Genomic DNA, 23,362 nt, shown 5'->3' with positions numbered 1-23,362 from the left:
TGCGTTGAACTGTAGACGCACGAGGAGAAAAACACATGCGAAACGAATCGCACAAAACGAAGCTGGCAATCCTGTCCGATCACGTGGACATGTGGCGGCAGCGCGCGGGCAGCCGCGAGACGGTGGCCTTGCAAATCGTCGATGCCCACAAGGCATGGGGCGGGGACAAGCTGCCGCGCCTCGAATTCGATATGTCGGGAGATGCCTTCACTGCCGCGAAGAATGCCGCCGATCGCATCTTCCGTTGGCTCGACGACCGCAGCAAGGACACGAATCTGATGCCGGCGAACGTCGAGCGCTCGATTTTGGCGGCGATGCCCGTCGATATCCGCCTTTCGTACCTCAACGAATGGCTTGGCACGGTCGACGTATCCGTGCGTGTTCGGGCCGGGATGGAACAGGACGCTTTGAGCCCGCAGCAGATCGTGCAGACGATTGTGCATGCGAACCACCGCACGGAATCGTCGGCGGCGGATTTGCTGGACGGCATCGACCCTGGCGAGTTGCCGCGCCTGCACATCAGCCTGATCAACGATATCTCCGTGAAGAAGACGCTTGTAAGCGCCGTCGAATCGGCGATGCGCGTAACCGGTGAAGTGCCGGTCGGAATGGAGGGATTGGGAACGTGAGCGAAATCAAGATGAAGCTTTCGGTTTCGGTGGATCACGCTGCTATCGAAGCGGCAAAGGACGCGTTCGTGAAGGCTGCATCTCGCGCGGTGACGGTGATCGTCGCAGACGAGAAGCCGACGCTTTGCATCGGCTGTGGAGCGGTGCGCCAGCCCAACGGCGAAATGCCGTGCGACCACTGAGGAACCGCCATGAGTGCACATCGAGTCAATCAAGCGTGGGGCATTGAGTTGCGCCACACCGAGAAGATCGTGCTGTTGGCGTTGAGCCATCACGCGGTCATGTCGACGGGCGAATCATCGCCGAAGGTCAGCCGCCTGGCGCGTGACTGCGGCATGTCGGAATCGGCGGTACGCGAGTCGATCAAGGCACTGGAATCCGCTGGTCACATCGAGACGACGCCGGTGCGTCGTGGCGTCACGCGGTTTCGAGTGAGGACAGGGGGCGAGAAGTGAGCGCCAAAGTCATGGGGATGGTGTTCGAGCGTTACCCGACCGGCGGCGGCGAAATGCTGCTTGCGCTCAAGCTCGCAGACAACGCCCACGACGACGGCACCCGCATTTTTCCGAGCGTAGCCACGATGGCCACCCGTACCCGCCAGTCTGAGCGAGCCGTTCAGTACCAGCTTCGGCGCATGCAGAAGTCCGGATGGCTGGTGCTAGTTCGCCAAGCCGTCGGTGGTCGTGGCCAGTCCGGAATGCCCGCCGAGTACCGCATCAACGAGGCATGGATAAACGGTGCAGAACTTGCACCCATTTCCGATGACGACTCGGAAGACGGAAAGGGCGCAGATTCTGCACCGAATCAATCCGAGAAAAGGGTGCAAGACGAAGCAGAAAAGGGTGCAACTGGCGGCGTAAAGGGTGCAAACGACGACGTAAAAGGGTGCAAAGCTTTTGCACCCGAACCATCAGTAGAACCATCAGTTAACCGTAAGGGAACCGTCAGTGGTGCGCGCGGCACGCGCTTACCCGACGACTGGGTCTTGACCAAGGCTCTCGGTGACTGGGCTCTCGTGGAGCAACCGACGTGGAATGCCGACCATGTTCGCCGTGTGGCCGAGAAGTTCAAGGACTACTGGGGGGCCAAGGCAGGCGAGAAGGGGCGCAAGACGGACTGGGACGCCACTTGGCGCAACTGGGTCCGCAATGAGAGCGCTCTCACGACTGGCGCAGCGAAGGGCGCTTCCGGCGAGGGCTTCGGCAAGCGCAGTTACGGCAAAGGAGGGAAGCTGTGAATTTCCACGCCCTGCCGCTTCGCTCCTCCGGCAATTGCCCGAAACACGGCGACTACGACCGGCTGTGCTACTTCGGGGACTCATGGACGGGTTGCCCGAAATGCGCGGAAGAGGATGCCGCCCGCATTGCGCGTGAGCGCGAAACGATCATCCGTGCCGGTGAGCGCGAAGCATGGCAGCGCCGTCTCGGTGACACAGGCATTCCCGAGCGCTTCATGGATCGTCGACTCGACAACTACGTCGCCAAGACGCCGGGCCAGATTCGCGCACTCGAATTCGCTCGCGACTTTGCCGAGCATTTCGGTGAGCCCGACCGCCGTGGGCAGTGCGCCATTTTCCTCGGTCTGCCGGGAACGGGAAAGACGCACCTCGCCGTAGCAATCGGCCACGCAATCATGGAGTGCGCGCCGCGAACGGTTCTGTTTACGACGGTCATGCGTGCCGTCCGGCGAGTGAAAGACACGTGGACGCGTGGCAGCACGGAGTCGGAGTCTGCCGCCGTCGCTGCGCTGTCGTTCCCGGACCTGCTCGTTCTCGACGAGATCGGTGTGCAGTTTGGATCCGAAACCGAAAAGCTGATCCTCTTCGACGTTCTGAACGAGCGGTACGAAAAGCGCCGTCAAACCATCCTGCTCTCGAATCTCACGGTTGACGACGAAGTGGTCGATGGTCGTCGCGTACCGGGCATTCGTTCGTTTCTGGGGGAGCGTGTTTTTGACCGACTACGTGAGGACGGCGGCGAGGCTGTCGTGTTCGATTGGGAAAGTCATCGAGGCAAAGTCGCAGCTTAACCCGTGACGAATGCTGGCGGCGCTTTGATGAAGCGGCGAGGGCGGCGCTGGCGGGGCACGGGAACGCTGCAAGGGATCTTGTCGAAACGGTACGGCGGAGCTTAGGCGACCAGGTGGCAGAACGGCAGGAAAAGGAATTGCGGGCATACATCGCCCACCTACAGAGAAAGAGGAAGTGACACATGACGCCGTCTCGTATTGAAAGCAAGTTGCGCGGCCAGACTGCCATCGCACAGAAGGTGTTTGAAGTCGTGCCGATTCAGGAGGCATGGTCGGCGGTCGAGATCGCTAGTGCGCTGATGCGCACGACCCGATCAAGCTTGGATCTGCATGTGCTGCAAGGTTGCCTGCGCGCGCTGCGCGAGTCCGGATTGATCACCGAGGCACAAACGGGCCGGTACCGTCGCCGCGCGATCGCCAAGGATGCTGTCGCCGATGTTGCCAATCCGTCGACCAAAGTCGTCGTCATCAAGAAGGAGAGCGCTGTGCCCGAAGCGAAGCCGAAATCCCCGATTGACCTGTTGTCGTCGTTGTCGGCGCGCCTTTCTGCGTTGCGCACTCATGTTGACGCTGAAACCAAGGCGATCGCATCGGAGATCGAGACGGCGGCGCTGTCGATCGAAGAAGGCATCGAGCAGACGGCGGTCGAGGCGAGCAAGTTCAAGCAGCTGCAAAAGCTGCTGCAAAGCGCGGTCTGAGGGAGGTGCCGCGATGACGCGAAAGGGCCTGACGTTTCCCGAGCATGCCGTGAGCAACGGGCGAGTGGGTACGGCGCGGATTCGTGAGCAGATCGGCGCTACCGCTGCCGCGCTTGAATCAACGGTGCCCGCATTGCTTGCTCAGCCGATTCTCGGAATGGTTGCGAAGAAGCGGTCGAAGTACGGCAACAATCCGTGCGAGCTCGACGGCGAGAAGTTCGACAGCGAGAAGGAAATGCATCGTTGGCAGGTGCTCGTGGCCGAAGAGAAGGTCGGCCTGATATCGGGGCTACTTCGACAGGTCAGCTTTGAGATCGCCGCCACAGTGGTGATCGATGGTCGTAAGCGCCCGGCGCGCTACTACGTTGCGGACTTTGTGTACCAGCGCGACGGAGCAACCGTCATCGAGGATGTGAAGGGATTTCTGACGCAAATGTATCGATTGAAACGGCACCTCATGGCATTGCAGGGGCTGACGATCACGGAGATCAAATGAAGAGCGCGATTCTGGACTGCATGGACAAGGGCGACTGGTACGACAGGCAAGCGTTGTCGGATCTGAGTGGGGTAGCTCGTAAGAAGGTTGACGGATTGGTTGTGGAGCTCGTGAACGAAGGTCTTCTGGTCATGAGGAAAGCGCGTGCGTTTGAGTTCGGTCTGGCGCTTACGCGGTCTACCGCCCCGGCAGCTCGCATTGAGCCGACAGTGAAAGCAAAGGTAACGGCGAGGGCCTCGAAACCAACTATCGCTACGGGCCCTTACCGACCGGAGTGGCAGCCAATGATGGCTTACGGTGCGTATGCCAGCTCCCTCCAGCAACTTTGCGAGGAAATGCGATGAGCTGGGCGAGGAAGACGTCGCTGAGAAGTAGCGTGCCGCTTGCTCGATCACCGTTCAAACGCAAATCGCGCAAGCGAGCAAAGAAGGCAGAGCGTGAGCATATGGGCGTTGTTGCAGGGCTGTACTGCGTCGTATGCCGGAATCTCGGGTATGACGAGAGTCCGGCAGAAGTTCATCACGTGCGATTTCTGGCTGGCGGTGGGCAGCGCGCGGAGCATGCGGACACGATCCCATTGTGTCCGCTGCACCACAGAGTCGGCGGCTATGGCGTTGCCTTTCACGCGGGGCCTGCTGAGTTTCAACGGCGGTATGGCACCGAAGCGGAATTGCTGGAGCAAACGCGGCGCGATGTAGCGCATCGCATTTTTGCAAGCGTTGCACCGGAAGTGGCGTGATGGCGGTCCTGCCCACACATTTCTATCAGAACCCGGCAAAAGTCATTGAAATTGAGGAGAGCAAAACATGCAAGGGCTGCTTACACAAGCTGACGCTATGGGGACTGGAGTATTGCGCCAAGGAGCAGACCAAACCCGGCACGAAGAACATGCGGCGATGCGCGTTGTACAAGGACAAAGCATGACCACGAAACGTGACCTCAATGCTCTTTGCGAAGACTGGGCTGCCTGGCACCGCACGCGTCGCATTTTCGTGCCGCCGCTCCCCGCCGGTATGCTCGCAGGTATGCAGCCACGCAAGGTTGGACCTGAGCCGGATGCGATCTGTTCGTCGACGCTCAGCTTTTTCAATCTCGCTGTATTGTCGCTGCCCGAGAGCCCTGAGAAGGAAGCGCTGTACCTCTTCTACATTCACCGCGTTTCTCATATCAAGCGCGTGGCCTGCGCGCTGGGTATCTCGCGGGATGCGTTTTACAAGCGCGTGGATAGTGGCCGCGCACAGGCGTATCGCGCCTACTGCCGAATGGTTGAAAGTGTATAGCGTGGCGCTATACATCTTCGCACTATACAAAATCGGCAAAAAACGTATCATTTCGTAAAGGCTGAATCAGTGCATCCAGAGCCCGCGACGGTGAAAACCTCGCGGGCTTTTCCATTTCTCGTGCGTGTCTCCACCTCGCCATCAGGCGTTAGCCCGCACCGCTTCGGCGGTTGCGGGCGTTTCTTTCATGCCCCGACTGACTACACTTCGACCGCGACTCGCGCCGCTGAAAGCGCGCACGTCCGTCGTTGAGTCTCCGTCCTGGCGAACAGGAAAGACTGGAAGCACTGCGCGCGGATACGGAGCTGACTGGCAACGCCTTCGAGCGCTGCACCTTGCTGAGCATCCGCACTGTGTGTTCTGTCTGCGTGATCTCGTCATGCTGGGACTGACGCCGGCCGAGGTTGTTGTTGCATGCGCGGAGCGCGGCATCGCTGAGCCGCTCGGGACGATTGGCGATCACATCGTTGCTCATCGCGGAGATGATCGATTGCGACTTGATCCGGCCAATGTGCAGACCCTCTGCAAGTCGCATCACGATAGTGAAAAGCAACGCGTCGAGCGGCATCGATAGGGGGGCGGTCAAAAGTTCTGTCGGCCAAAACCCCTAGACCGCACGTTCCCGCACGCGCAGAAAATTTCCCCTTTTGGAGTTTTTGTTAATGGCCTTTAACAGCAAAAAGCGGCTGTTTGCCGATGCTGTTTTGGCCGGAAAGTCCAATAAAGACGCGGCCATTGCGGCGGGCTACAGTCCGGCTACCGCTTCGGCGGCTGGATCGCGACTTGTTAAAGACAAGGATGTCGCTGCTTACCTGGCCCAGCATCGGAAAAAGGGTGGCGCGAAGGCGAGTGTGATCGCAAAGCCGACGTCGAAGACGGCTGAGCAGTCCGAGGCGGCGGCCGTAACTGGTGCAGCGGTTGCCGCCGGGTTTGACCTGTCGACGATTCTGACTTTTAAGGATCCGAAGGATTTCCTGCTCGCGGCAATGAACGATCAGGCAACAGAGCCGAAGCTGCGGATCGACGCGGCCAAGACACTGATGCCTTTCGTGCACCCGAAGGTCGGTGAGGCCGGGAAGAAGGAAGCTCAGAAGGATGCGGCCAAGAAGGCCGGCGGCGGTCGCTTCGCGTCCGCATCACCACCGAAGTTGGTGGCATCTGGCGGAAAGAGCGTCTGATGCCGGAGTGGACAACCGCATGCCCTGACTGGGCAGAGAGACTGCAACGCGGTCAATCAATCATTCCGGCGCCGATCTTTCCGGATGAGGCTGAAAGAGGCCTTGAAGTGATGCGCTCGTTGCGCATCGTCGACGCGCCAGGAAGCCCCAGACTTGGCGAATCATCTGGGCAGTGGATCTTTGATCTGGCAGCGTCCGTGTTCGGCGCGTACGACGCCGAGAGTGGCCGAAGGCTTATCACGGAGTGGTTCGTGATGTTGCCGAAGAAGAACTTCAAATCCGGGCTTGCCGCGTCGATTATGCTCACATGCCTGATCCTGAACTGGCGGCAGTCGGCAGAGTTCACTATCTTGGCACCGACGCTGGAGGTCGCAAACAACAGTTTCGGGCCAGCCAAGGACATGGTGGCGTTTGAGGAGCCGGACGAGGACGACCAACTGGCCGACCTTATCCAAGTGCAAACGCACATCAAGACCCTGACGCACCGCGAAAAGAGCGCGACGCTAAAGGTGATCGCAGCAGATCCCAACACCGCAGCAGGGAAGAAAAGCGTTGGAACGTTGGTCGAGGAACTGTGGTTGTTCGGCAAACAGTCTGGCGCGAAGGAGATGTTTCGAGAGGCGCTAGGTGGCCTCGCATCGCGTCCAGAGGGCTTCGTGATTTGGATCACGACGCAGAGCGACGAACCGCCTGCCGGTGTGTTCAAGGAAAAGCTCCAATACGCGCGTGACGTGCGCGACGGCAAGATCCATGACCCGCAGTTTCTCCCGATCATCTACGAGCATCCGCCCGAGATGGTCAAGTCGAAGGCGCATCTCCGCGTCGAGAACTTGGGCATGGTCAATCCGAATCTCGGTTACTCGGTTGATCGCACATTCCTTGAGCGGGAGCACCGCAAGGCTAGCGAGGAGGGCGAGGCGTCATTGCGCGGCTTTCTCTCGAAGCATGGAAATGTCGAAATCGGTCTCGCACTTAGAAGTGATCGTTGGGCGGGCGCAGACTTTTGGGAGGCTGCGGCGAAGGCGCCGAAGTTAACCGTCGAAGAGCTGAAAGCGCGGTGCGAAGTGATTGCGGCGGGTATCGACGGTGGTGGGCTGGACGATTTGCTTGGCCTTGCGCTCGTTGGCCGCGAGAAAGGGACGCGCAACTGGCTAGCGTGGACTCACGCATGGGCTCATCCGACCGTCTTCGATCGCCGCAAGGAAATAGCCGAACGACTACGCGACTTCGAGAAAGAGGGCAACCTGACTGTCGTGGAGCAAATCGGCGACGACGTGTCTGACGTCGCTGCGATTGTCGCTGACATTGAGTTCGCGGGCCTTCTCTTCAAGGTTGGCGCGGACCCGGCTGGAATCGGTAGTGTCCTTGACGCGTTGGCCGACGCGAAGGTGCCGGAGGAAAAGGTGATCGGCATTTCGCAAGGCTGGAAACTGTCTGGAGCTATCAAGACGGCCGAGCGTCGCATTGCTGCTGCCAGCGGCCGACGGCTCGAAGACGGCCAAGTGGCGGACGGCATGTTGATTCACGGCGGGCAGCCGATGATGGCGTGGTGCGTCAGCAACGCGCGCGTTGTCCCTGTCGGCAACGCCGTGAACATCACCAAACAAGCCAGCGGGACGGGAAAGATTGACCCGCTGATGGCAATTTTCGATGCGGTATCGCTGATGGCGCTCAACCCGCCGGCTCAAGGGCCGTCCGTGTATGAGTCGCGCGGCATCCGATTCCTCTGAGGTGTGAATGGGTTGGTTTGATTTCGTCCGGGGTGAGAAAACTCCGGAGGTCCCCGCTCGCCTCGCGGAACCGACTCTTGAGCGGGCCTCGTCGCAAGTAGCGCCGCGTGCTGAGTCGACACCTGGGCAGGTTTTCGACGGCCTCGATGATCCGAACCTTCTCGAGTACATCCGTAATGGCGAGTTGAACGGAGGAGTCACGGGGCGCGAGGCGAAGGCCCTGCGAAACATGGCCGTCCTTCGATGCGTGACGCTGATCTCGCAATCGATTGGCATGCTGCCGCTCAACCTGATCGCGAACGATGACACGAAGCGGACGCAGGCGGACAACCCGGCTCACCGCCTGCTGAAGTATCGACCGAACGATTGGCAAACGCCGATCGAGTTCAAAAGCCTTTTGCAGTTGCGCGCGTTACTCGACGGCCAGTCGTACGCTCGCGTGATCTGGTCGGGAAATCGCCCGATTCGGCTGATTCCGATGGATCGCGGTTCTACGAAGCCGCGCCTGACGGAAGCGTGGCAGATGGTCTACGACTACACGACGCCCGCGGGGAATTTGATCACATTGCCAGCTCGCGAAGTGTTTCATCTGCGCGATCTGTCACTGGATGGCGTGAACGGTCTTTCCCGGCCACGGTTGGCGAGAGAGGCGCTAGAACTCGCCGAGCAGGCTGAGCGCGCAGCGTCCCGCACGTTTCGCACTGGCGTAATGGCAGGCGGTGCCATCGAGTACGAGAAAGAGCTTTCGGATGGCGCATACACGCGCCTGAAAGAGTCGATCGCGGAGAACCACTCGGGATCTGACAAAGCCGGTAGCTGGATGCTGCTGGAAGAGGGTGGAAAGGCGAAACAGTTCACGGCGACGGCGGTATCCGCACAGCAGATCGAGAACCGAAATCACCAGATCGAAGAGGTGGCGCGCATGTACGGCGTACCGCGCCCGCTTCTGATGATGGATGACACGAGTTGGGGCAGTGGCATTGAGCAGCTTGCCATCTTCTTCATTCAATACGGATTGTCGCCCTGGTTCGTTTCATGGGAGCAGGCGGCTGAGCGCCTGTTCCTGCCGGAGAACATGCTCGGCAAGCAGGTGTTCAAGTTCAACGAAGCGGCGCTTCTGCGCGGCACGCTTAACGATCAGGCGAACTTCTTTGCCAAGGCTCTAGGTGCTGGCGGACATTCGCCATGGATGAAGCAGAACGAAGTGCGCGAGACGGTGGATCTGCCTCGCGTGGATGACCCGGTTGCCGACCAACTGCGCAACCCAATGACACAGCAACCCAAGGTGAGCGGCAATGAGCCTCCTCAAACTGCCTGAAATCCGAGCCGATCACCGGCTCAACAGCGCGCAATACGACGTGCGGCCCGATGCGTTGGAGCGTTGGGAGCCGGGCGTGCACGCAGCGGCGAGTGACGACTCCGCCTCGATCTCGATCTACGACTCGATCGGCGACAACTGGGAAGGCACGGGCATCACTGCGAAGCGCATCAGCGCTGCGCTGCGAAACATCGGCGCGCGCGACCTCACGGTCAACGTGAATTCGCCTGGCGGCGACTTCTTCGAGGGCGTTGCGATCTACAACCTGCTGCGTGAGCACAAGGCAAAGGTCACGGTGAACGTGATGGGCATAGCCGCTTCGGCGGCTTCAGTGATCGCGATGGCGGGCGACGAGATCCTGATGGGTGATGGCGCCTTTCTGATGATCCACAACGCCTGGACGGTCGCAATCGGCAACCGGCACGACATCGCGCAGGCCGCCGAGGTGCTGGCGCCGTTCGACGCAGCCATGGCTAAGGTGTATTCGCAGCGCGCGGGCATCTCGCAGGAAGAAGCTGCTGCGCTGATGGATAAGGAGACGTGGATCGGCGCGCAGCAGGCCGTTGACGACGGTTTTGCGACCGGCCTGCTGGATAGCGCGAAGGTTGCCAAAGACACAAACGCGAGCGGCCGCAAGGCGCTTGCACTCATTGAAGCGTCGATGGCGCGCGCTGGATATTCGCGCGGCGCTCGTCGTGACGCTATCAAAACCCTTTTCGACGGCACGCCTGGCGCTGCCGCTGGAACCGCCATGCCGGGCGCTGGCGAAGACGTTGCAGCCTCGCTGCAAAACCTCATCAACGCTCTTCAAGGATAAATCCATGAGCAAGCAACGAATGATTTCCGCCCTGACGGCGGCACTGGCCGGCACCTTTGCTCCGGTTCCGCGCGGCATCATGTCCGTGCGCGCCGATACCGAGGTGAAGGCGCTCATTGAGGGTGTCAACCGTGCTTTCGAGGCGTTCAAGGCCGAGCATACCAAACAGCTCGATACCATCAAGTTGGGCCTGCCGACGGCTGACATTACCGCAAAGGTCGAAAAGATCGGCTCGGATCTCGATTCGTTCCAGAAGGCGCTGGACGAGCACAGTGTGAAGATGGCAGCTCTCGAAATGGGGGGCGCCGGCGGCGGTGCCAAGCTGCGCGACGCGGAATACACGGACGCCTTCAAGGCTCACGTGAAAAAGGGCGACGTCAACGCAGCACTGAACAAGGGAGCCGACGACCAAGGCGGTTACCTCACTCCGATCGAGTGGGATCGCACGATCACCAACAAGCTTGTTCTGGTCTCGCCGATGCGGGACCTCTGCCAAGTGCAATCGGTATCGAAAGCCGGTTTCTCGAAGCTGTTCAACCTAGGAGGTACGGGAAGCGGCTGGGTTGGCGAAACTGACCCGCGTCCGCAGACCAACACCGGAACGTTCGCGCCGCTCACGTTCGGTTCGGGCGAAATCTACGCTAACCCTGCTGCGACGCAGGGTATCCTGGACGACAGCGAAATTGATCTGGAAACGTGGCTCGCTGGCGAGGTGCAGACGCAGTTCGCGAAGCAGGAAGGTCTCGCGTTCGTCTCGGGAGATGGCACGAAGAAGCCGACGGGCATCCTGACGTACGTCACTGGCGGCGCCAATGCTGCCGCTCACCCGTTCGGCGCGATCGAAGTCGTCAACAGTGGCTCGGCTGCAGCGATCACTTCGGACGGCATCATCGACCTGGTGTACGACCTGCCGAGCGCATTCACGGGCAACGCGCGCTTCACGATGAACCGAAACACGCAGCGCCTGGTTCGGAAGCTCAAGGATGGCCAGGGCAATTACCTTTGGCAGCCGACGTACGTTGCGGGCCAGCCGTCCACGCTCGCCGGATATCCGCTGACCGAGGTGCCGGATATGCCGGATGTGGCGGCAAACGCGACGCCGGTTCTCTTCGGCGACTTCAAGCAGACGTACCTGATCATTGATCGCATCGGCGTGCGCGTGCTGCGCGATCAGTATACGAACAAGCCGTACGTACTGTTCTACACCACGAAGCGTGTCGGCGGCGGACTCCTGAATCCGGAGCCGATGCGCGCCATGAAGATCGCCGCGTCGGCGTAAGCGCCGTCAATCGGTCTGCGAATAGGGGCTCCTTCGGGAGCCTTTCTCATTTTGCGAGGAAGAGATGGCAAAGCTGATCAAGGCGTTTAAGGGTGTGATGGACGGTGACATTTACCCGACCACGTTCGAAGTGGGCGACGAATGCCCGCCGGAACTGGAAGCTGGCGCGTTGGAACTGGGCGCATTGGGCGACGAGACGCTCGCACCTGAAGACATGACTGCGGCGCAGATCAAGGCGGCGCTGGAAGCCAAGGGCATCGAGTACAAGGCGAGCGCGAGCAAGGCGGAGCTGGTCGAACTGCTGGCCGGTGCAGGAGAGTAATCAGTGCCGCTGGTTTCTCTCGAACTTGCAGCGAAGTTCGTCAAGCAGGATTTGGGCGCCGACGACGAGGTCGTGCAAATGGCACTCGACGGTGCCACGCAGTCCGCAATCGACTACCTGAATCGTCAGGTCTTCGAAACCGAGACCGCTTTGCAGGCAGCTGTTACGGCCGGTACGGCAGGGGATAACCCGACGGTGGTGAACGCGGCGATCAAGGCGGCGATCCTGAAGACGACCGCCGAGCTTTACATGAATCGCGAGGATTCGACTATCGGTAGCGTCGCCGAGCTGCCTTTCAACGCGAAGTCGCTGTTGCGACCCCACCGCATCGTGCCGGGTGTCTGATGCGCTCGGGAACCCTTACGCGACAAGTGCGGATCGAGCGCCGGGGCGCCGCAAAGGACGACTTCGGCCAGCCTTCCGACGGCTGGGTGCCGATCGGGCCGGTGCTCTGGTGCAACGTGCGCCTGTCGTCGGGATCTGAGGCGATCACATCCGACATGCCTGTCGGGACGGCGGACGCGAGCATTCGCGTGCGCTATCGCACCGATATCGATAACGGCATGCGGGCGGTTCTGATTAAGTACGTTGACGGCCAGCCGGTGGATGACGAGATTTTCAACATCGAGAAGTCGTTGCCCGATTACGCCGGCCGCGAGTATACGGACCTCGTTTGCGTCTCGGGTCAAGGCGATGGCGGTTGATTGGAAGACGAGCGGCTTTAGCGAGTCTGCCACCGAGATGCTAAAGCTTGCCGACGATCTGGCCGAATCCGCGCTACGGTCTGCCGCCGTTGCTGGCGGGACGATTCTTCGCGACGAAGCCGCATTACGCGCGCCGCAAGGTGAAACCGGAAACCTCGGGCGCGCGCTCTACCTGAAATTCATCGAAGAGCGCTCCACTGAGACGAGCAAGATGTACTACGTCAGCATCAGGCGCGGGAAGAAGGGTGACGGCCGAAACGACGTCGCCTTCTACGGTCCGATGGTTGAGTTCGGGCACTGGTATGTGCCGCCGAAACCGAAGGGCGTGAGGTGGAAATCTCACCGAGCCAACTCTGTGGGTAAGCACTGGGTCGCTGCACGTCCGTTCATCCGGCCGGCATGGGAGGCCCGAAAGACCGATGCCGTCGATGCGATGCGCAATCGGCTGAAAGAGAAGCTGATCGAAATTCACGAGGCCCGCGGCAAATGATCGAGCCACTCATTACGGGAGCGCTGGCCGAAGTTGCCGACGGCCGAATATTCAACGCCACTGCGCCGGCCAACACGCAACGCCCATATGCAATTTTCCAGAAGGTCGGCGGGCAGGACGCGAGCTCACTCGAAGGTCTTGCCGAGCGCATGAACGCGCGCGTGCAGTTCGTTGTGTGGGCGGAGACTGCGAAGGAGGCGGCGACGGTCATGCGACAAGTGATGACGACCCTCTGCGGAGACGAGCTGAAGGGTGTTCCCATTGGCGCCCCGGTGGGGTTGCATGAGTCCGATACCAACTGGTACGGCGAGCGCCTCGATATTTCTTTTTGGTTCACCGCTTGATAGATAAGGAGAACGGCTATGCCATCCCCGGCAATCTCGGCTCAGGGCAGCAAGCTTGAAATCGCCCCCCTGGGCGCAACCCCGACTTACACCCGTATTCGCGGCTTCAAGTCGTACACTGGGTTCGATGGTCAATCCTCGGAAATCGACACGACCGACCTGGAAAGCACCTCGAAGGAATACCTGCTCGGCTTGCAGGACAACGGGAACTTCAACTTTGATCTGAACGTGAATCGCGCCGATCCCGGTCAGATCGTGCTCGAAGCTGCGCGCGCGAGCAGCGCGATGCATCTGTTCAAACTCACGCTGCCCGACGGTCACGTGGCGACGTGGAACGGACTCGTTAAAAGCACGCCGCTTCAAGGCGGTGTCGATGCGGTGCTGACCGGCACGGTCAACACGCGCGTCAGCGGCGACGTGACGTGGACGGAGGCTCCGTGAACGTACTTTCGAAAGAGCAGATCCTGACGGCGGACGACCGCAAGATAAAGGACGTACCGGTGCCCGAGTGGGGCGGTGCCGTTCGACTCGCGGTTATGTCTGGCGCTGAGCGTGATGCGTTTCACGCTTCGCGTGAGCGCGGCACGGGCAGTCTTGGGGAGTTCGAAGCAAACCTCCTCGCGGCGACGATCGTTGGTCTCGACGGAAAGCAGGTTTTCACTGTCGAAAACGTCGAAGCGCTGCGCGACAAGAACAAAGACGTTCTTGACATGCTGGCTAACGAGGCAGCGTTGTTGAACGGTATTGGTCGAGCAGCGCAGGAGAATGCGGAAAAAAACTCCGAAGCCGCCCCGAGCGGCGATTCTGGTTCCGGCTCGCCCTCCACCTCGGAATGAGTGTTCGGCAAGCCCAGCGGGAAATTGATTCCGCTGAGTTTGCCGAGTGGATGGCGTACGCTCGCATCGAAAATTTCGGTAGTCCTGTTGAGGATCTACGCGCCGGCGCCGTGGTCTCCATGCTTGCGAACATCAACCGGGATCGGAAGCAGCGTCCCGAGCCTTATGGGCTGCTCGACTTTTTGCCATGGACTGAGTCACTCGACGCGCCGCCAGACGATCCGGTTCAGCTTGCCGATCCTAAGGCGCAATCGGACCTCATCCGTGCCGCGATTTTCGGTATCTCGCCCAAACCACATTAACGCCCGCTGCACGCGGGCATTTTTAATGACCTCGCAATGAGTGACCTGATCGGAAAGGCCGTGATCGCCGTCGAGGCGAATACCACGGGCCTCAAGGCTGGCATGGCCGAAGGCGCTCAGTCGGTGAAGCAGCTTGAGGCCACCGCTACGGCGTCGGGCGCAAAGACGAGCGCCGCGTTTAAGGGCATGTCGGACGCGGCAACGTCAGGGGCCAAGGCAAGCGAATCGTCGATTCGCAGCTTCATGGCCTCGCTTGAGCGCCAGTCTGTGACCGTCTCGCAAGGCAAAGCGGCATGGATGGAGATGCGCGCGGCGCAGCTTGGCGTCGCGGATTCGGCTGCTCCGATGATCGCGGCCATGAAGAAGGCAGAGAACGGCGCGCATGAGATGAATTTCGCGTCGGCGGCCGCGCGAAAAGAGATGATGGTGCTGGCACACGAGGCGTCAACCGGCGCCTGGAAGAACTTCGGCGGATCGTTGCTCGTCCTCGGCGAGCGCACCGACGCGTTGGGTGCGATCATGTCTGCGACCGGCGTAACGGTCGGGCTGGTCGGTGCATTCATCGGCGCGTTTGCGCTTGCCGCATATCAGGGAAAGAGTGAGGCCGAGGCATTTGCAAAGTCGCTGCAACTGACCGGAAACGCTGCTGGCGTCACTCGTGATGCCTTCAACGCGATGACCTTGGGTATCGCGCAGGGCACCAAGACCGGGATCGGCGCGGCACACGACGCTCTCCAAGAACTGATCTACACCGGTAAGTTCACCGGGCAGAGCTTGCAGACGCTCGGCGAAGACGTCGTCAAGTTGTCCGAGCTGACCGGTGCGAAGCTGGAAGACATCGTGGCCGATTACGCCAAGATGCCCGATGGCGTTGCGAAGTGGGCTGCCGAGCACAATCGCAGTATGCACTTCATGGATACGGCGACGTATGAGTACGTCCGGTCCCTCGAAGAGGCCGGAAAGGTGTCGGAGGCCGTTCGCGTCGTCTCCGAAGCGCTCCATCGGCAGCTCGTCACCGATGCCACCGACAAACTCGGAACCGCAGCAAAAGCGTGGCGGGACTTTCGTCTCGAGATTTCAAAGACCTGGGCGCAGTTGAAACAAGGTTTCAGCACCGGCCCCACGAACACCGACAAGATCGATACGCTCCTCAATGAGCGGCGCGATCTTGAGGCGATGTCAAAGCGTACGGGAGGTGGCGGCGATATGGCGCGCGAGCGCATCGCCAACATCGACAAGCAAATCGCTTCGCTCCAGTCGCTTAATATCGAAGAGCAGCGGCTGGCGGAAGGAAGTGCACGCCGCGCGCGGGAGGCACAGGCAGGCATTGCCGCGACTGACGCTTTGCACAAGCAGCGACTGCAATACGACAAGGGCTACGCGCGCCAGAACGCTCTCGATCAGTTTGACCGCCATGTTTCCGACCTTCGGACGGCGAACCCGAACAGTCCCGAGCTTGACCCGAAAGCACTTGCTGCCACCCGTAAGGGGATCATTGAGCAGTACACCGACAAGAAGGCTGAATCGGACGCGCAGAACGCGCTAAACGGCCGTCTCGAAGCGTTGCAGCAGCAGTACCAGGGCGAAGAGGATGCGCTGAAGTCGAGTTTGGCGCACATCAAGAGCCTTCGAGAGCAGGGGCTGATGTCGTTGCAGGATCAACTGCAACAGGAGCACGACGCCCGTCAACAGTCGCTGACGAAGCAGCTGGGCATCGTTCAGCAGCAGGAGGAACTGGCAAAAGGTAAGAAGCAACTCGCGGCGTATCAAAAATACGCAGGCGAAGAAGCCCAGATCCGTCAGAAGCTCGCCGAGAACGATCGCAAGTTCGCTGACGACTCAGCGGCTCTCCAGCAGAAGCAGACGCGTGACCTTCAGGCGTATGTTGTGTCGCTCGACAAGTCATTGCAGACGCGTCGAGACGCTATCTCACAGAGCGTCGACGCAGTCGGCATGGGAGACAGCGCTAGGGACCAATTTTCACGCCTGACCGCAACCGCGAAAGAATACGACCAAAAGTTGGCCGATCTCACGCGCTCTCGCGTGGAAAACCGCATTGACCCGGCGCAATACGACGCCGAGCTTCGGGCGCTGCAAGACTTCTACGATAAGCGTGTTGCGATGGAGTATGACGCGACGTCGCGGATTCAGGCGGCGCAAGGTGACTGGCTCAATGGAGCGACACGAGCCTGGCAAAATTTCAATGACAAGTCGCGCAATGTCGCGGACCAGATCGGTACAAGCTTCACGAGCCTGTATGACGGGCTCACCGATGCCGCTGCGAAGTGGGCGACCGGCACGAAAGTCAGCATCGGCGACATCGGGATCGCGTTTGCGCAAGAGCTGATCAAGATGCAAGTGCGGGCTGCGGCCTCGCCGATATTTGGCGCGCTGACTGGGATGTTGGGTAGTTGGTTCGGGGGAAGTTCGAGCGGTGCGACGGCTGGAGCAGACGCGGCAGCCACGGCCAGCGCGAAGGGCAATGTGTTTGCAAGCGGTGCGGTTGTGCACGCCTTCGCCAAAGGCGGAGCATTCACCAACTCGATCGCGTCCACCCCGTCCGTTGCGCCGATGGCGCTGTTTGGTGAAGCGGGACCAGAGGCCATCATGCCACTTTCGCGTGGCTCTGACGGCTCGCTTGGCGTTCGAGCGACGCTCGACGTCGGCGGCGCTTCGTCGGTGAGCCAGCCCAGTTCAAACATCCGCGTAGAGCTCGTGAACCAGTCCGCACAACCCGTCCAAGTGACCAGCGCTACCCCCCAGTTTGACGGGAAGGGGTTTGTCCTGAAGGTTGTGTTGGACGACCTCAAGCGAGGCGGCCCCGTGCGCTCCGCAATCCAGAACATGCCCAAGTCATGAGACCAGCATTTCCGTCGTATATGCCGGCGCCGATGGCGTCTTCCTTTACCCAGTCTCCCGATTTCGCGGTACTCGTCACGGAGATGGATGCGGGGCCGGACAAGCAGCGCCCTCGGAACTCGTTGGCAAAAGTCACGCGCAGCGTGGAATTCATGCTTGACGGCATCGACAAGCGAAATGCCTTCGAGGAGTGGGTGCGTGTGGACCTCGCTGGCGGTGTGCTGTGGTTTGACTGGCGCGATCCGCTTACTGGATCAATGAAGATCGCAAAGATCGCTGGCGGGAAGGTGGAGTACTCGTCACAGGGGTCTTACCGGATTTGGCAAGTCAGGTTTTCGCTGGAGACGTACGGGTAATGGCTCGCGAGTACACGCCGCGCTATCGGCAAACCATCAATGCAGTCTCTGCCCCGGAGCCACGGCTTCTGTTGCTGCAAATCGATCACCCCGATTTGGCGGTGCCTGTGCGTGTGGTTTGTGACACGCAGGACGTCACCAGCAACGGGAACGTGTACACGGCAATGGCGTTTGGTTGCTCTATCCCAGACGACCAAGAGGGGCAACTGCCTCAGGCTCAGCTCGAAATTGACAACGTCGGACGTGAGCTCACGCAGTGGCTGGAGGTTAGCCAGGGCGGGCTTGGCGCGACCGCGACGTTTTCGGAGATTCTGCGTAGTGTGCCTGATCACGTTGAGTGGGGGATCACGATGGATATGTCGCGCATCTCGATGACTCAGCAGAAGGTCTCGGCAACGTTGGGGTTTCCCGACACGCTTAACCAGCAGGGCGTTGCGATGCAATTTCGCCCTGATACTGCACCGGGGTTGTTCTGATGCCGCACTGGAGTGACCGCTACATGTTTCGCCCGTACGTCGTGAACGGCTTCGACTGTGGGGATCTCGCGCGGCAAGTCCTCAAAGAGGTATTTCAACGCGACATCGCCATACCGTCGGCGCGCGGTGTTGGGCCGTTTGCTGATTCGGCCCTGGTCGAGCGTTGCTGCGATGAGATTGGCGTGCGAACCGATTCGCCTGAAGACGGTGACGCGGCTGTCATGATTGCTCGCGGCCGGCTTGCACATGTCGGGGTCTATTACGAAGTGAATGGCGTGGCGTGGGTGCTTCACAACTCTCGCGAGGCAATGCAGGTTGTCCGGCACAAGGTACGTGAGTTGGACGGCGCGGGGTTCAAACTGGACGGATTCTACAAATGGAAGTGAGCGAAGTTCTGGCTCCTTCGCTGGTGCATATGCCGCACCCGCTCACGCCGGACGGTCGATCGGTGTTCTTTGCGGGCTTCATGGTGGATGAGACCCTCGGGGACTATTTCAAGCGGCACGGCGTGCGTTTGCCGCATGGTTCAGTGTCCCTGTCGTGCAACGGTATCCCCGTTCCCTCCGAGAATTGGGAGCACCTTATCCCGCAGCGCGGCGATACGATCGTCATTCGAACGGTGCTTGAGGGCGGTGGCGGTGGCATAGGGAAAGTCTTGCGCACGGTAGCGTTGGTTGCCGTCGCGGCATTCGCCCCGCAATTGGGCGCGATGGCTGTCTCCACGTTCGGCGGCATCGGATTCGCCGCGACCGTAGGGTCGACCGGCATTCTGATCGCCAACGGCATCGCCGCTGCTGCGATCATGATTGGCGGGTCGCTGCTGGTCAACGCGTTGCTTCCGCTGCCGAAAGCATCGCTCGGTTCGACGTCGTACCAGTCCAACAGCGATACGCCGACGTATTCCCTTTCCGGAGGGCGTAATACTGCTCGACTTTACGAACCCATGCTGCTCTGCGTTGGGCGACACAAGGTCATTCCGGATATGGCGAGTACGCCATACACCGAGTTCGTGGGGGACGATCAGTACCTTTACCAAGCCTTCCATTTCGGGCTATCGGACGTCACCCTGTCGGACTTCCGGATCGGCGATACGTCGTTGGACAGTTTCGATGACGTAACGCTCCAGGTGAGCGGCCCAGACGGAAAAACCCCCATGATTGCGGGCAATGTCGACAGCGTGACGGTGCAGGACCTCACGACCGACATGGGGTTCATTCAGCGCACGACGTCGATTGACACGATTTCCATCGCGATCGATGTTGTGACCACTGTCTTTTACGTGAACGACGATGGCGCGATGGATCCTCGCGTTGTGACGTTCGAGATGCAATACGCGCCGACGGGAACCCAAGACTGGTCGTATTTCGCCGGTGGCCGTGTCGAAATCTCGGGTGCGTCGCAAAAGCCGATTCGACGAACCTACCGGATCGACGTGCCGCGCGGTCAATACGATGTGAAGGTGCGAAAGCTTACCGGCGATCGGGCCACGTCGCGCGAATCCAATGCGCTGTCGTGGGCGCAGATGAGAAGTTATCAGGCTGACGACGCCGACTATACGGGGCAGACGCGGGTAGGCCTGAGGATTCGTGCATCGTCACAGCTCAACGGCACCATCGATCAATTCTCGGCAATCGCACAGGCAGTTTGCCCCGTGTGGACGGGGCTGGAATGGGTGACTCAACCCACGAGCAACCCCGCGTGGTGGCTTTTGTGGTGGCTTCGTGGCAAGTTCATCAACGGCCGACGTGTCTATGGTGCTGGGTTGCCAGACAGCCGCATCGACATTGCGAGCCTGCACGAATTCAGTACCTATTGCATTGCCAACGGGCTCACGGTGAATTTCGTTCAGGGCTCGGCGATCAGCATCGGCGCTATGGCCGATCAGATTGCGCTCTGCGGTGACGGATCGACAACCTGGCAGTCTGGCAAGCTGGGTGTTGTGTGGGACGCACCGAACCAGCCGCCGGTAATGCAGTTCGGCCCGTTCAATATCAAGCGCGACTCGTTCCAGATCGAGTACAACACCGAGAATCTCGCCGACGAGATCGTCATCAACTTCACCAATCCCGACAAGGGTTGGACGACTGACCAGGTCAGAGCCAAAGCGCCGAACGTTACCTCTCCCACGAATCCCGTGACGCTGGACATGACCGGCTACACAAACGCGGCGCTCGCGGGGCGGAAGGCCAACTTGATGGCGGCCGGCCAGTACTACCACCGCCGAAAGGTGACGTGGGTGTCAGACCTTGAGGGGTTTGTGGCGCAGCGGGGCGATGTCGTCGTGTTGTCGCATGACATGACCGCGTGGAGTTATTCCGGTCGCCTCGTCGGCGGTGATCGCTACACGATGCGCCTCGATCGGGCCGTGCCGTTATCCGCAACCCCGGGATTCCTAGGCATCCGATTTCCAGACGGTACTTACAAGGTGTTCGGCGTCGCTGGCGGCGCTGGAACGAGCGACACGCTCACGCTGCTGTCGCCAATGCCTGCAACTGCCACCGAGGCAGGCGTTGAGGTTCAGTTGCCCGTGCCGGACGAACACCCTGAGATGGTGCCCTACGACTGGGCGTTCTTCTATGACCCGCTGGCGACGCCGGGAAAGCTCGTGAAGGTCACGGCGGTGATTCCGCAGTCTGGCGGGGAGGAAGTGCAGATCATCGCTACGGACGAGGAACCCGGCTACTACGCGGCGGCATCTTCGGGCTTTGACTATGTCCCGCCGAAGCAATACAGCCACTTGGGCGGGGACGTCCTTTCCATTGGCTTTAAGGAGATTCTCCTCGACGGGAGTTCTGGTCGCGGGAGGGTCACGATCTCATGGACGACGGGCGCCCCCACGCGGGCGCGCGTCGCCGTTTCACTGAACGGGGGATCGGTTACCAACTACGAAGTCAGCGAAAGCAGCCTGGACGTCGACGCGTACACAAACGACGTCGTCACGGTAACGGTCACGCCGTGGTCGATCGTGCAGTTGCCCAGTACGGCGGGGAAATCAGCGAGGTATGTCGTGCAGGGTGCCCTTAATCCGCTACCGGCGCCGACTGGTGTTTCGACCGTCTACCGCGACCAGTTGACGCACATCGTCTGGCAGCCGGTCGTCGACGTACGGCAACCGGACTACGAAGTACGAATCGGAGCGACGTGGCAAGTCGGTGTGCCGGTGGCGCGGACGTCGATCCCTGACATTGTCGCGGTTGGGGATGGAACGTATTGGATTGCGTCGCGGCATCAGATGTCGAGCGGCACCACGATTTATTCCGAGCCGACATCGATCGTAGTGGCGGGCAGCACGCTGGTCCGGAACGTCCTAGTCACTCGCGTCGAAGACCCCGCTTGGGAGGGGGATCTGTCGGGCGGCGCTGCCATTAACGATGGCCTGCTGCTTCTGGCGGGCAGTGGGAATGTTCTTGCCGCTGAAGACGTGCTCAGTGAGATCAACATTCTGGAGTATGGCGGCATCGCGACCTCGGGTGCATACACGCTTTCAAGCGCTCACCGCGTGAACGTGGGCCGCATTGCGCCGTGCCAACTGATCATGAAGTACGGCGTGTATGGCGTGCGATCTGGCGACGACATATTGGGGATGCCGAACATCTTCGAGAATCTCGACGTGCTGGGCGAAGCCCTAGGAGCGGCCGTTTCGGCGACGCCGCAGATTGCTGTCGCGCTGTCGGATGGCGTGTTTGGAGCCTGGAGAGACTTCGTGCCAGGCGTTTATAGCGGCCAGTACTTCACCGCTCGGATGGTGCTGAAGTCGAGTGATCCCACGATAAAGCCGGTAGTTGACCACTTCAGCTTTACGGTCGACATGCCGGATCGCTTGGATACCGGCACGAACGTTCAGGTGATCGCCTCTGGGTTGAATGTGGTCTTCAGGACGCCATTCAACGCGGGGCCGAACGACGAGCCATTGCCGCATATTCAGGTGACGTTGCTGAGCGCTCAACTGGGCGACCAAGTCGTTGTCTCCAGCCCGACGCTGGCGGGTTTCAGCGTGCAAGTGCTGAATGCTACCGGCGCGCCTGTCACTAGATACATCAACTGGTCAGCGCAAGGTTACTGATCAATCATCGAAATGCCATAAGGCCGCGCAAGCGGCCTTTTTTTATGGAGAGGCTATGTCTCAAGGCAGTCTCAAGATCCCGACCACCGGAACGCTTTCAGGTCTTGCGCTGGTTCAGGCGATCAATGCTGCGCTGGCAAATCTGGCGGGTATGGCCACGGGCCCGACCGATCCCAGTTCGCTGCCGGGTGGCGTTGAGGCGAACTCGCTATGGTTCGACACGTCGGTCAATCCCGGCGTGCTCAGACAGAGGAACGCCGCAAACACCAGCTGGACCGGCATGTCGATTGCGCCTGCCACATTGCCGCAGCATGCGGTTCAGTTCAGTCAGGTTTCGGGTGTCGTGGGACAGTCCCGCAATGCAGCTATCACGGTGCCTGCAGCAACGACGACCGTCACTTACACCGCCGATGAATTGATTGTTGAGTCGGCACTGGGTGGCCTTCGCTATTGCCTCGCAAACGTCAATCAGTCGATCAACATCGCAACGACGGGAGCAGGTGGTATGGCTTCCGGTAGCGCGCCATTGAATGGCTTTGTTGCGGTCTACGCTCAGTACAACCCGACTGCCAACACGCGCACGCTTGTTGGCGTCGACGCGTCGAGCGCTCCTGTTGCGGAAACTTTTGCTTATGCTGGTTTTTCCGCCTCCGCGCTTGTCGGGTTTTTGCCTACGAATGGATCTGGACAAGTCATTGCGGGTACGAACATTGTCGGCCGCTGGGTAAGCCGACCGGTCGCAACGATCCTGTCTGCAAACACGCCGCAGGCAACTTTCTTCGCACTGTCTTTTGCTGGCGCGGCACCGCGCAATGCCAAGCGCGTGAAACTGATGCTATCTGCAGGTAACACTGCAGCGCCAACGACTCAGACGATTGATGTGGCATCTGACTCGAATATCTCGGGTCAGCAATCGTTTGCGGCAACGACTAACTTAAGCAGCATCGGCAGTACTGGCACTGCGCAACTTGATGTGGTGAATACCCCGAACATTTTCTACCGCACGCAGTACACCCCCGTGACGGGAACGCCGACGTTCAACATTTACCTCACAGGTTTTGAGTTCTGATCATGGTCACTACGATCCATTGCCAATTTTCTGATGCCACCGAGCAATCAATCATTGCGGTTTTTGGCACCCAGCAGGACCCTGGTCA

30 protein-coding genes are annotated in these 23,362 nt (G+C 60.1%); 29 read left to right on the top strand and 1 reads right to left on the bottom strand.

Features of this window, described 5'->3' with window-relative positions; genetic code table 11:
* The first annotated feature begins 35 nt into the window (after positions 1 to 35).
* The 10 genes from PCO31010_RS04020 to PCO31010_RS03970 all read left to right on the top strand — a co-directional run bounded on the left by PCO31010_RS04020 (position 36) and on the right by PCO31010_RS03970 (position 5,131).
* Entirely contained in the window at positions 36 to 629 is a 594-nt protein-coding gene (locus PCO31010_RS04020) for a hypothetical protein (RefSeq protein WP_150663075.1), read from the top strand.
* Positions 626 to 811 carry a hypothetical protein gene (locus PCO31010_RS04015; RefSeq protein WP_150663074.1) on the top strand — a complete coding sequence of 62 codons (186 nt, stop codon included), beginning with the start codon at positions 626 to 628 and terminating at the stop codon, positions 809 to 811. The genes PCO31010_RS04020 and PCO31010_RS04015 overlap by 4 nt, the downstream gene beginning before the upstream one ends.
* Positions 812 to 820: 9 nt before the next feature.
* Entirely contained in the window at positions 821 to 1,084 is a 264-nt protein-coding gene (locus tag PCO31010_RS04010) for a helix-turn-helix domain-containing protein (RefSeq protein ID WP_150663073.1), read from the top strand.
* Complete coding sequence (locus PCO31010_RS04005) at positions 1,081 to 1,866, top strand: helix-turn-helix domain-containing protein (protein WP_150663072.1); 786 nt, start codon at positions 1,081 to 1,083, stop codon at positions 1,864 to 1,866. The genes PCO31010_RS04010 and PCO31010_RS04005 overlap by 4 nt, the downstream gene beginning before the upstream one ends.
* Entirely contained in the window at positions 1,863 to 2,657 is a 795-nt protein-coding gene (locus PCO31010_RS04000; protein WP_150663071.1) for an ATP-binding protein, read from the top strand. Before PCO31010_RS04005 ends, PCO31010_RS04000 begins: the two co-directional genes overlap by 4 nt.
* A 182-nt stretch (positions 2,658 to 2,839) precedes the next feature.
* Complete coding sequence (locus PCO31010_RS03990; RefSeq protein ID WP_150663069.1) at positions 2,840 to 3,355, top strand: hypothetical protein; 516 nt, start codon at positions 2,840 to 2,842, stop codon at positions 3,353 to 3,355.
* A 13-nt stretch (positions 3,356 to 3,368) separates the two neighbouring features.
* Entirely contained in the window at positions 3,369 to 3,851 is a 483-nt protein-coding gene (locus PCO31010_RS03985; protein WP_246184431.1) for a DUF1064 domain-containing protein, read from the top strand.
* A gap of 340 nt (positions 3,852 to 4,191) precedes the next feature.
* The gene (locus PCO31010_RS27170; RefSeq protein WP_150663068.1) at positions 4,192 to 4,590 is read left to right on the top strand and encodes a Ref family recombination enhancement nuclease; all 399 of its coding nucleotides are present in this window, start codon (positions 4,192 to 4,194) and stop codon (positions 4,588 to 4,590) included.
* Positions 4,590 to 4,775, top strand: coding sequence for a hypothetical protein (locus PCO31010_RS03975; protein WP_150663067.1), 186 nt, complete (start codon positions 4,590 to 4,592; stop codon positions 4,773 to 4,775). The genes PCO31010_RS27170 and PCO31010_RS03975 overlap by 1 nt, the downstream gene beginning before the upstream one ends.
* On the top strand, positions 4,772 to 5,131 hold the full coding sequence (locus PCO31010_RS03970) for a sigma-70 RNA polymerase sigma factor region 4 domain-containing protein (protein ID WP_150663066.1): 360 nt from the start codon (positions 4,772 to 4,774) through the stop codon (positions 5,129 to 5,131). The genes PCO31010_RS03975 and PCO31010_RS03970 overlap by 4 nt, the downstream gene beginning before the upstream one ends.
* 148 nt (positions 5,132 to 5,279) lie before the next feature.
* Here PCO31010_RS03970 and PCO31010_RS26575 read toward each other — a convergent pair whose 3' ends face one another.
* Positions 5,280 to 5,717, bottom strand: a complete 438-nt coding sequence (locus tag PCO31010_RS26575) for a hypothetical protein (protein WP_174984300.1) — start codon at positions 5,715 to 5,717, stop codon at positions 5,280 to 5,282.
* Between the two features lie 76 nt (positions 5,718 to 5,793).
* On the opposite strand from PCO31010_RS26575, the gene PCO31010_RS03960 reads away from it, so the two are divergent.
* From PCO31010_RS03960 to PCO31010_RS03870, 19 genes are all read left to right on the top strand, one after another.
* Positions 5,794 to 6,309, top strand: a complete 516-nt coding sequence (locus PCO31010_RS03960) for a terminase small subunit (RefSeq protein WP_150663064.1) — start codon at positions 5,794 to 5,796, stop codon at positions 6,307 to 6,309.
* On the top strand, positions 6,309 to 8,039 hold the full coding sequence (locus tag PCO31010_RS03955; RefSeq protein ID WP_150663063.1) for a terminase large subunit: 1,731 nt from the start codon (positions 6,309 to 6,311) through the stop codon (positions 8,037 to 8,039). The genes PCO31010_RS03960 and PCO31010_RS03955 overlap by 1 nt, the downstream gene beginning before the upstream one ends.
* Before the next feature lie 7 nt (positions 8,040 to 8,046).
* Positions 8,047 to 9,357, top strand: coding sequence for a phage portal protein (locus PCO31010_RS03950; protein WP_150663062.1), 1,311 nt, complete (start codon positions 8,047 to 8,049; stop codon positions 9,355 to 9,357).
* Positions 9,335 to 10,174: a head maturation protease, ClpP-related gene (locus PCO31010_RS03945; protein ID WP_150663061.1), complete on the top strand. Its 840-nt coding sequence runs from the start codon at positions 9,335 to 9,337 to the stop codon at positions 10,172 to 10,174. The genes PCO31010_RS03950 and PCO31010_RS03945 overlap by 23 nt, the downstream gene beginning before the upstream one ends.
* Positions 10,175 to 10,178: 4 nt before the next feature.
* The gene (locus PCO31010_RS03940) at positions 10,179 to 11,453 is read left to right on the top strand and encodes a phage major capsid protein (RefSeq protein WP_150663060.1); all 1,275 of its coding nucleotides are present in this window, start codon (positions 10,179 to 10,181) and stop codon (positions 11,451 to 11,453) included.
* Positions 11,454 to 11,517: 64 nt separating this feature from the next.
* Positions 11,518 to 11,775 (top strand): HeH/LEM domain-containing protein, encoded by a 258-nt coding sequence (locus PCO31010_RS03935; protein ID WP_150663059.1) that lies wholly within the window; start codon positions 11,518 to 11,520, stop codon positions 11,773 to 11,775.
* 3 nt (positions 11,776 to 11,778) lie between these two features.
* Complete coding sequence (locus PCO31010_RS03930; RefSeq protein WP_150663058.1) at positions 11,779 to 12,120, top strand: head-tail connector protein; 342 nt, start codon at positions 11,779 to 11,781, stop codon at positions 12,118 to 12,120.
* Positions 12,120 to 12,479, top strand: a complete 360-nt coding sequence (locus tag PCO31010_RS03925) for a phage head closure protein (protein ID WP_150663057.1) — start codon at positions 12,120 to 12,122, stop codon at positions 12,477 to 12,479. Before PCO31010_RS03930 ends, PCO31010_RS03925 begins: the two co-directional genes overlap by 1 nt.
* Positions 12,469 to 12,969: an HK97 gp10 family phage protein gene (locus PCO31010_RS03920; protein WP_174984298.1), complete on the top strand. Its 501-nt coding sequence runs from the start codon at positions 12,469 to 12,471 to the stop codon at positions 12,967 to 12,969. Before PCO31010_RS03925 ends, PCO31010_RS03920 begins: the two co-directional genes overlap by 11 nt.
* Entirely contained in the window at positions 12,966 to 13,313 is a 348-nt protein-coding gene (locus PCO31010_RS03915) for a DUF3168 domain-containing protein (protein ID WP_174984295.1), read from the top strand. The genes PCO31010_RS03920 and PCO31010_RS03915 overlap by 4 nt, the downstream gene beginning before the upstream one ends.
* A gap of 18 nt (positions 13,314 to 13,331) precedes the next feature.
* Entirely contained in the window at positions 13,332 to 13,754 is a 423-nt protein-coding gene (locus tag PCO31010_RS03910; protein ID WP_150663054.1) for a phage tail tube protein, read from the top strand.
* A complete protein-coding gene (locus PCO31010_RS03905; RefSeq protein ID WP_150663053.1) occupies positions 13,751 to 14,149 on the top strand; it encodes a hypothetical protein in 399 nt (132 codons plus the stop codon). Before PCO31010_RS03910 ends, PCO31010_RS03905 begins: the two co-directional genes overlap by 4 nt.
* The gene (locus PCO31010_RS03900; protein ID WP_150663052.1) at positions 14,146 to 14,451 is read left to right on the top strand and encodes a phage tail assembly protein T; all 306 of its coding nucleotides are present in this window, start codon (positions 14,146 to 14,148) and stop codon (positions 14,449 to 14,451) included. Before PCO31010_RS03905 ends, PCO31010_RS03900 begins: the two co-directional genes overlap by 4 nt.
* Positions 14,452 to 14,637: 186 nt before the next feature.
* Positions 14,638 to 17,310, top strand: a complete 2,673-nt coding sequence (locus PCO31010_RS03895; RefSeq protein WP_174984292.1) for a phage tail tape measure protein — start codon at positions 14,638 to 14,640, stop codon at positions 17,308 to 17,310.
* Positions 17,307 to 17,666 (top strand): hypothetical protein, encoded by a 360-nt coding sequence (locus PCO31010_RS03890; RefSeq protein WP_150663050.1) that lies wholly within the window; start codon positions 17,307 to 17,309, stop codon positions 17,664 to 17,666. Before PCO31010_RS03895 ends, PCO31010_RS03890 begins: the two co-directional genes overlap by 4 nt.
* On the top strand, positions 17,666 to 18,142 hold the full coding sequence (locus tag PCO31010_RS03885; protein ID WP_150663049.1) for a DUF1833 family protein: 477 nt from the start codon (positions 17,666 to 17,668) through the stop codon (positions 18,140 to 18,142). The genes PCO31010_RS03890 and PCO31010_RS03885 overlap by 1 nt, the downstream gene beginning before the upstream one ends.
* 23 nt (positions 18,143 to 18,165) lie before the next feature.
* Complete coding sequence (locus PCO31010_RS03880; protein WP_150663048.1) at positions 18,166 to 18,528, top strand: hypothetical protein; 363 nt, start codon at positions 18,166 to 18,168, stop codon at positions 18,526 to 18,528.
* On the top strand, positions 18,519 to 22,205 hold the full coding sequence (locus PCO31010_RS03875) for a TipJ family phage tail tip protein (RefSeq protein WP_150663047.1): 3,687 nt from the start codon (positions 18,519 to 18,521) through the stop codon (positions 22,203 to 22,205). Before PCO31010_RS03880 ends, PCO31010_RS03875 begins: the two co-directional genes overlap by 10 nt.
* A 55-nt stretch (positions 22,206 to 22,260) precedes the next feature.
* Positions 22,261 to 23,274 (top strand): hypothetical protein, encoded by a 1,014-nt coding sequence (locus PCO31010_RS03870; RefSeq protein WP_150663046.1) that lies wholly within the window; start codon positions 22,261 to 22,263, stop codon positions 23,272 to 23,274.
* The last annotated feature ends 88 nt before the right edge of the window (positions 23,275 to 23,362 follow it).

It is taken from the genome of Pandoraea commovens (assembly GCF_902459615.1).
In the GTDB taxonomy this organism is placed as follows: Bacteria; Pseudomonadota; Gammaproteobacteria; order Burkholderiales; family Burkholderiaceae; genus Pandoraea; species Pandoraea commovens.
Note: the sequence above shows the minus strand (reverse complement) of the source record. Positions and strands in the feature narration are given on the sequence as shown.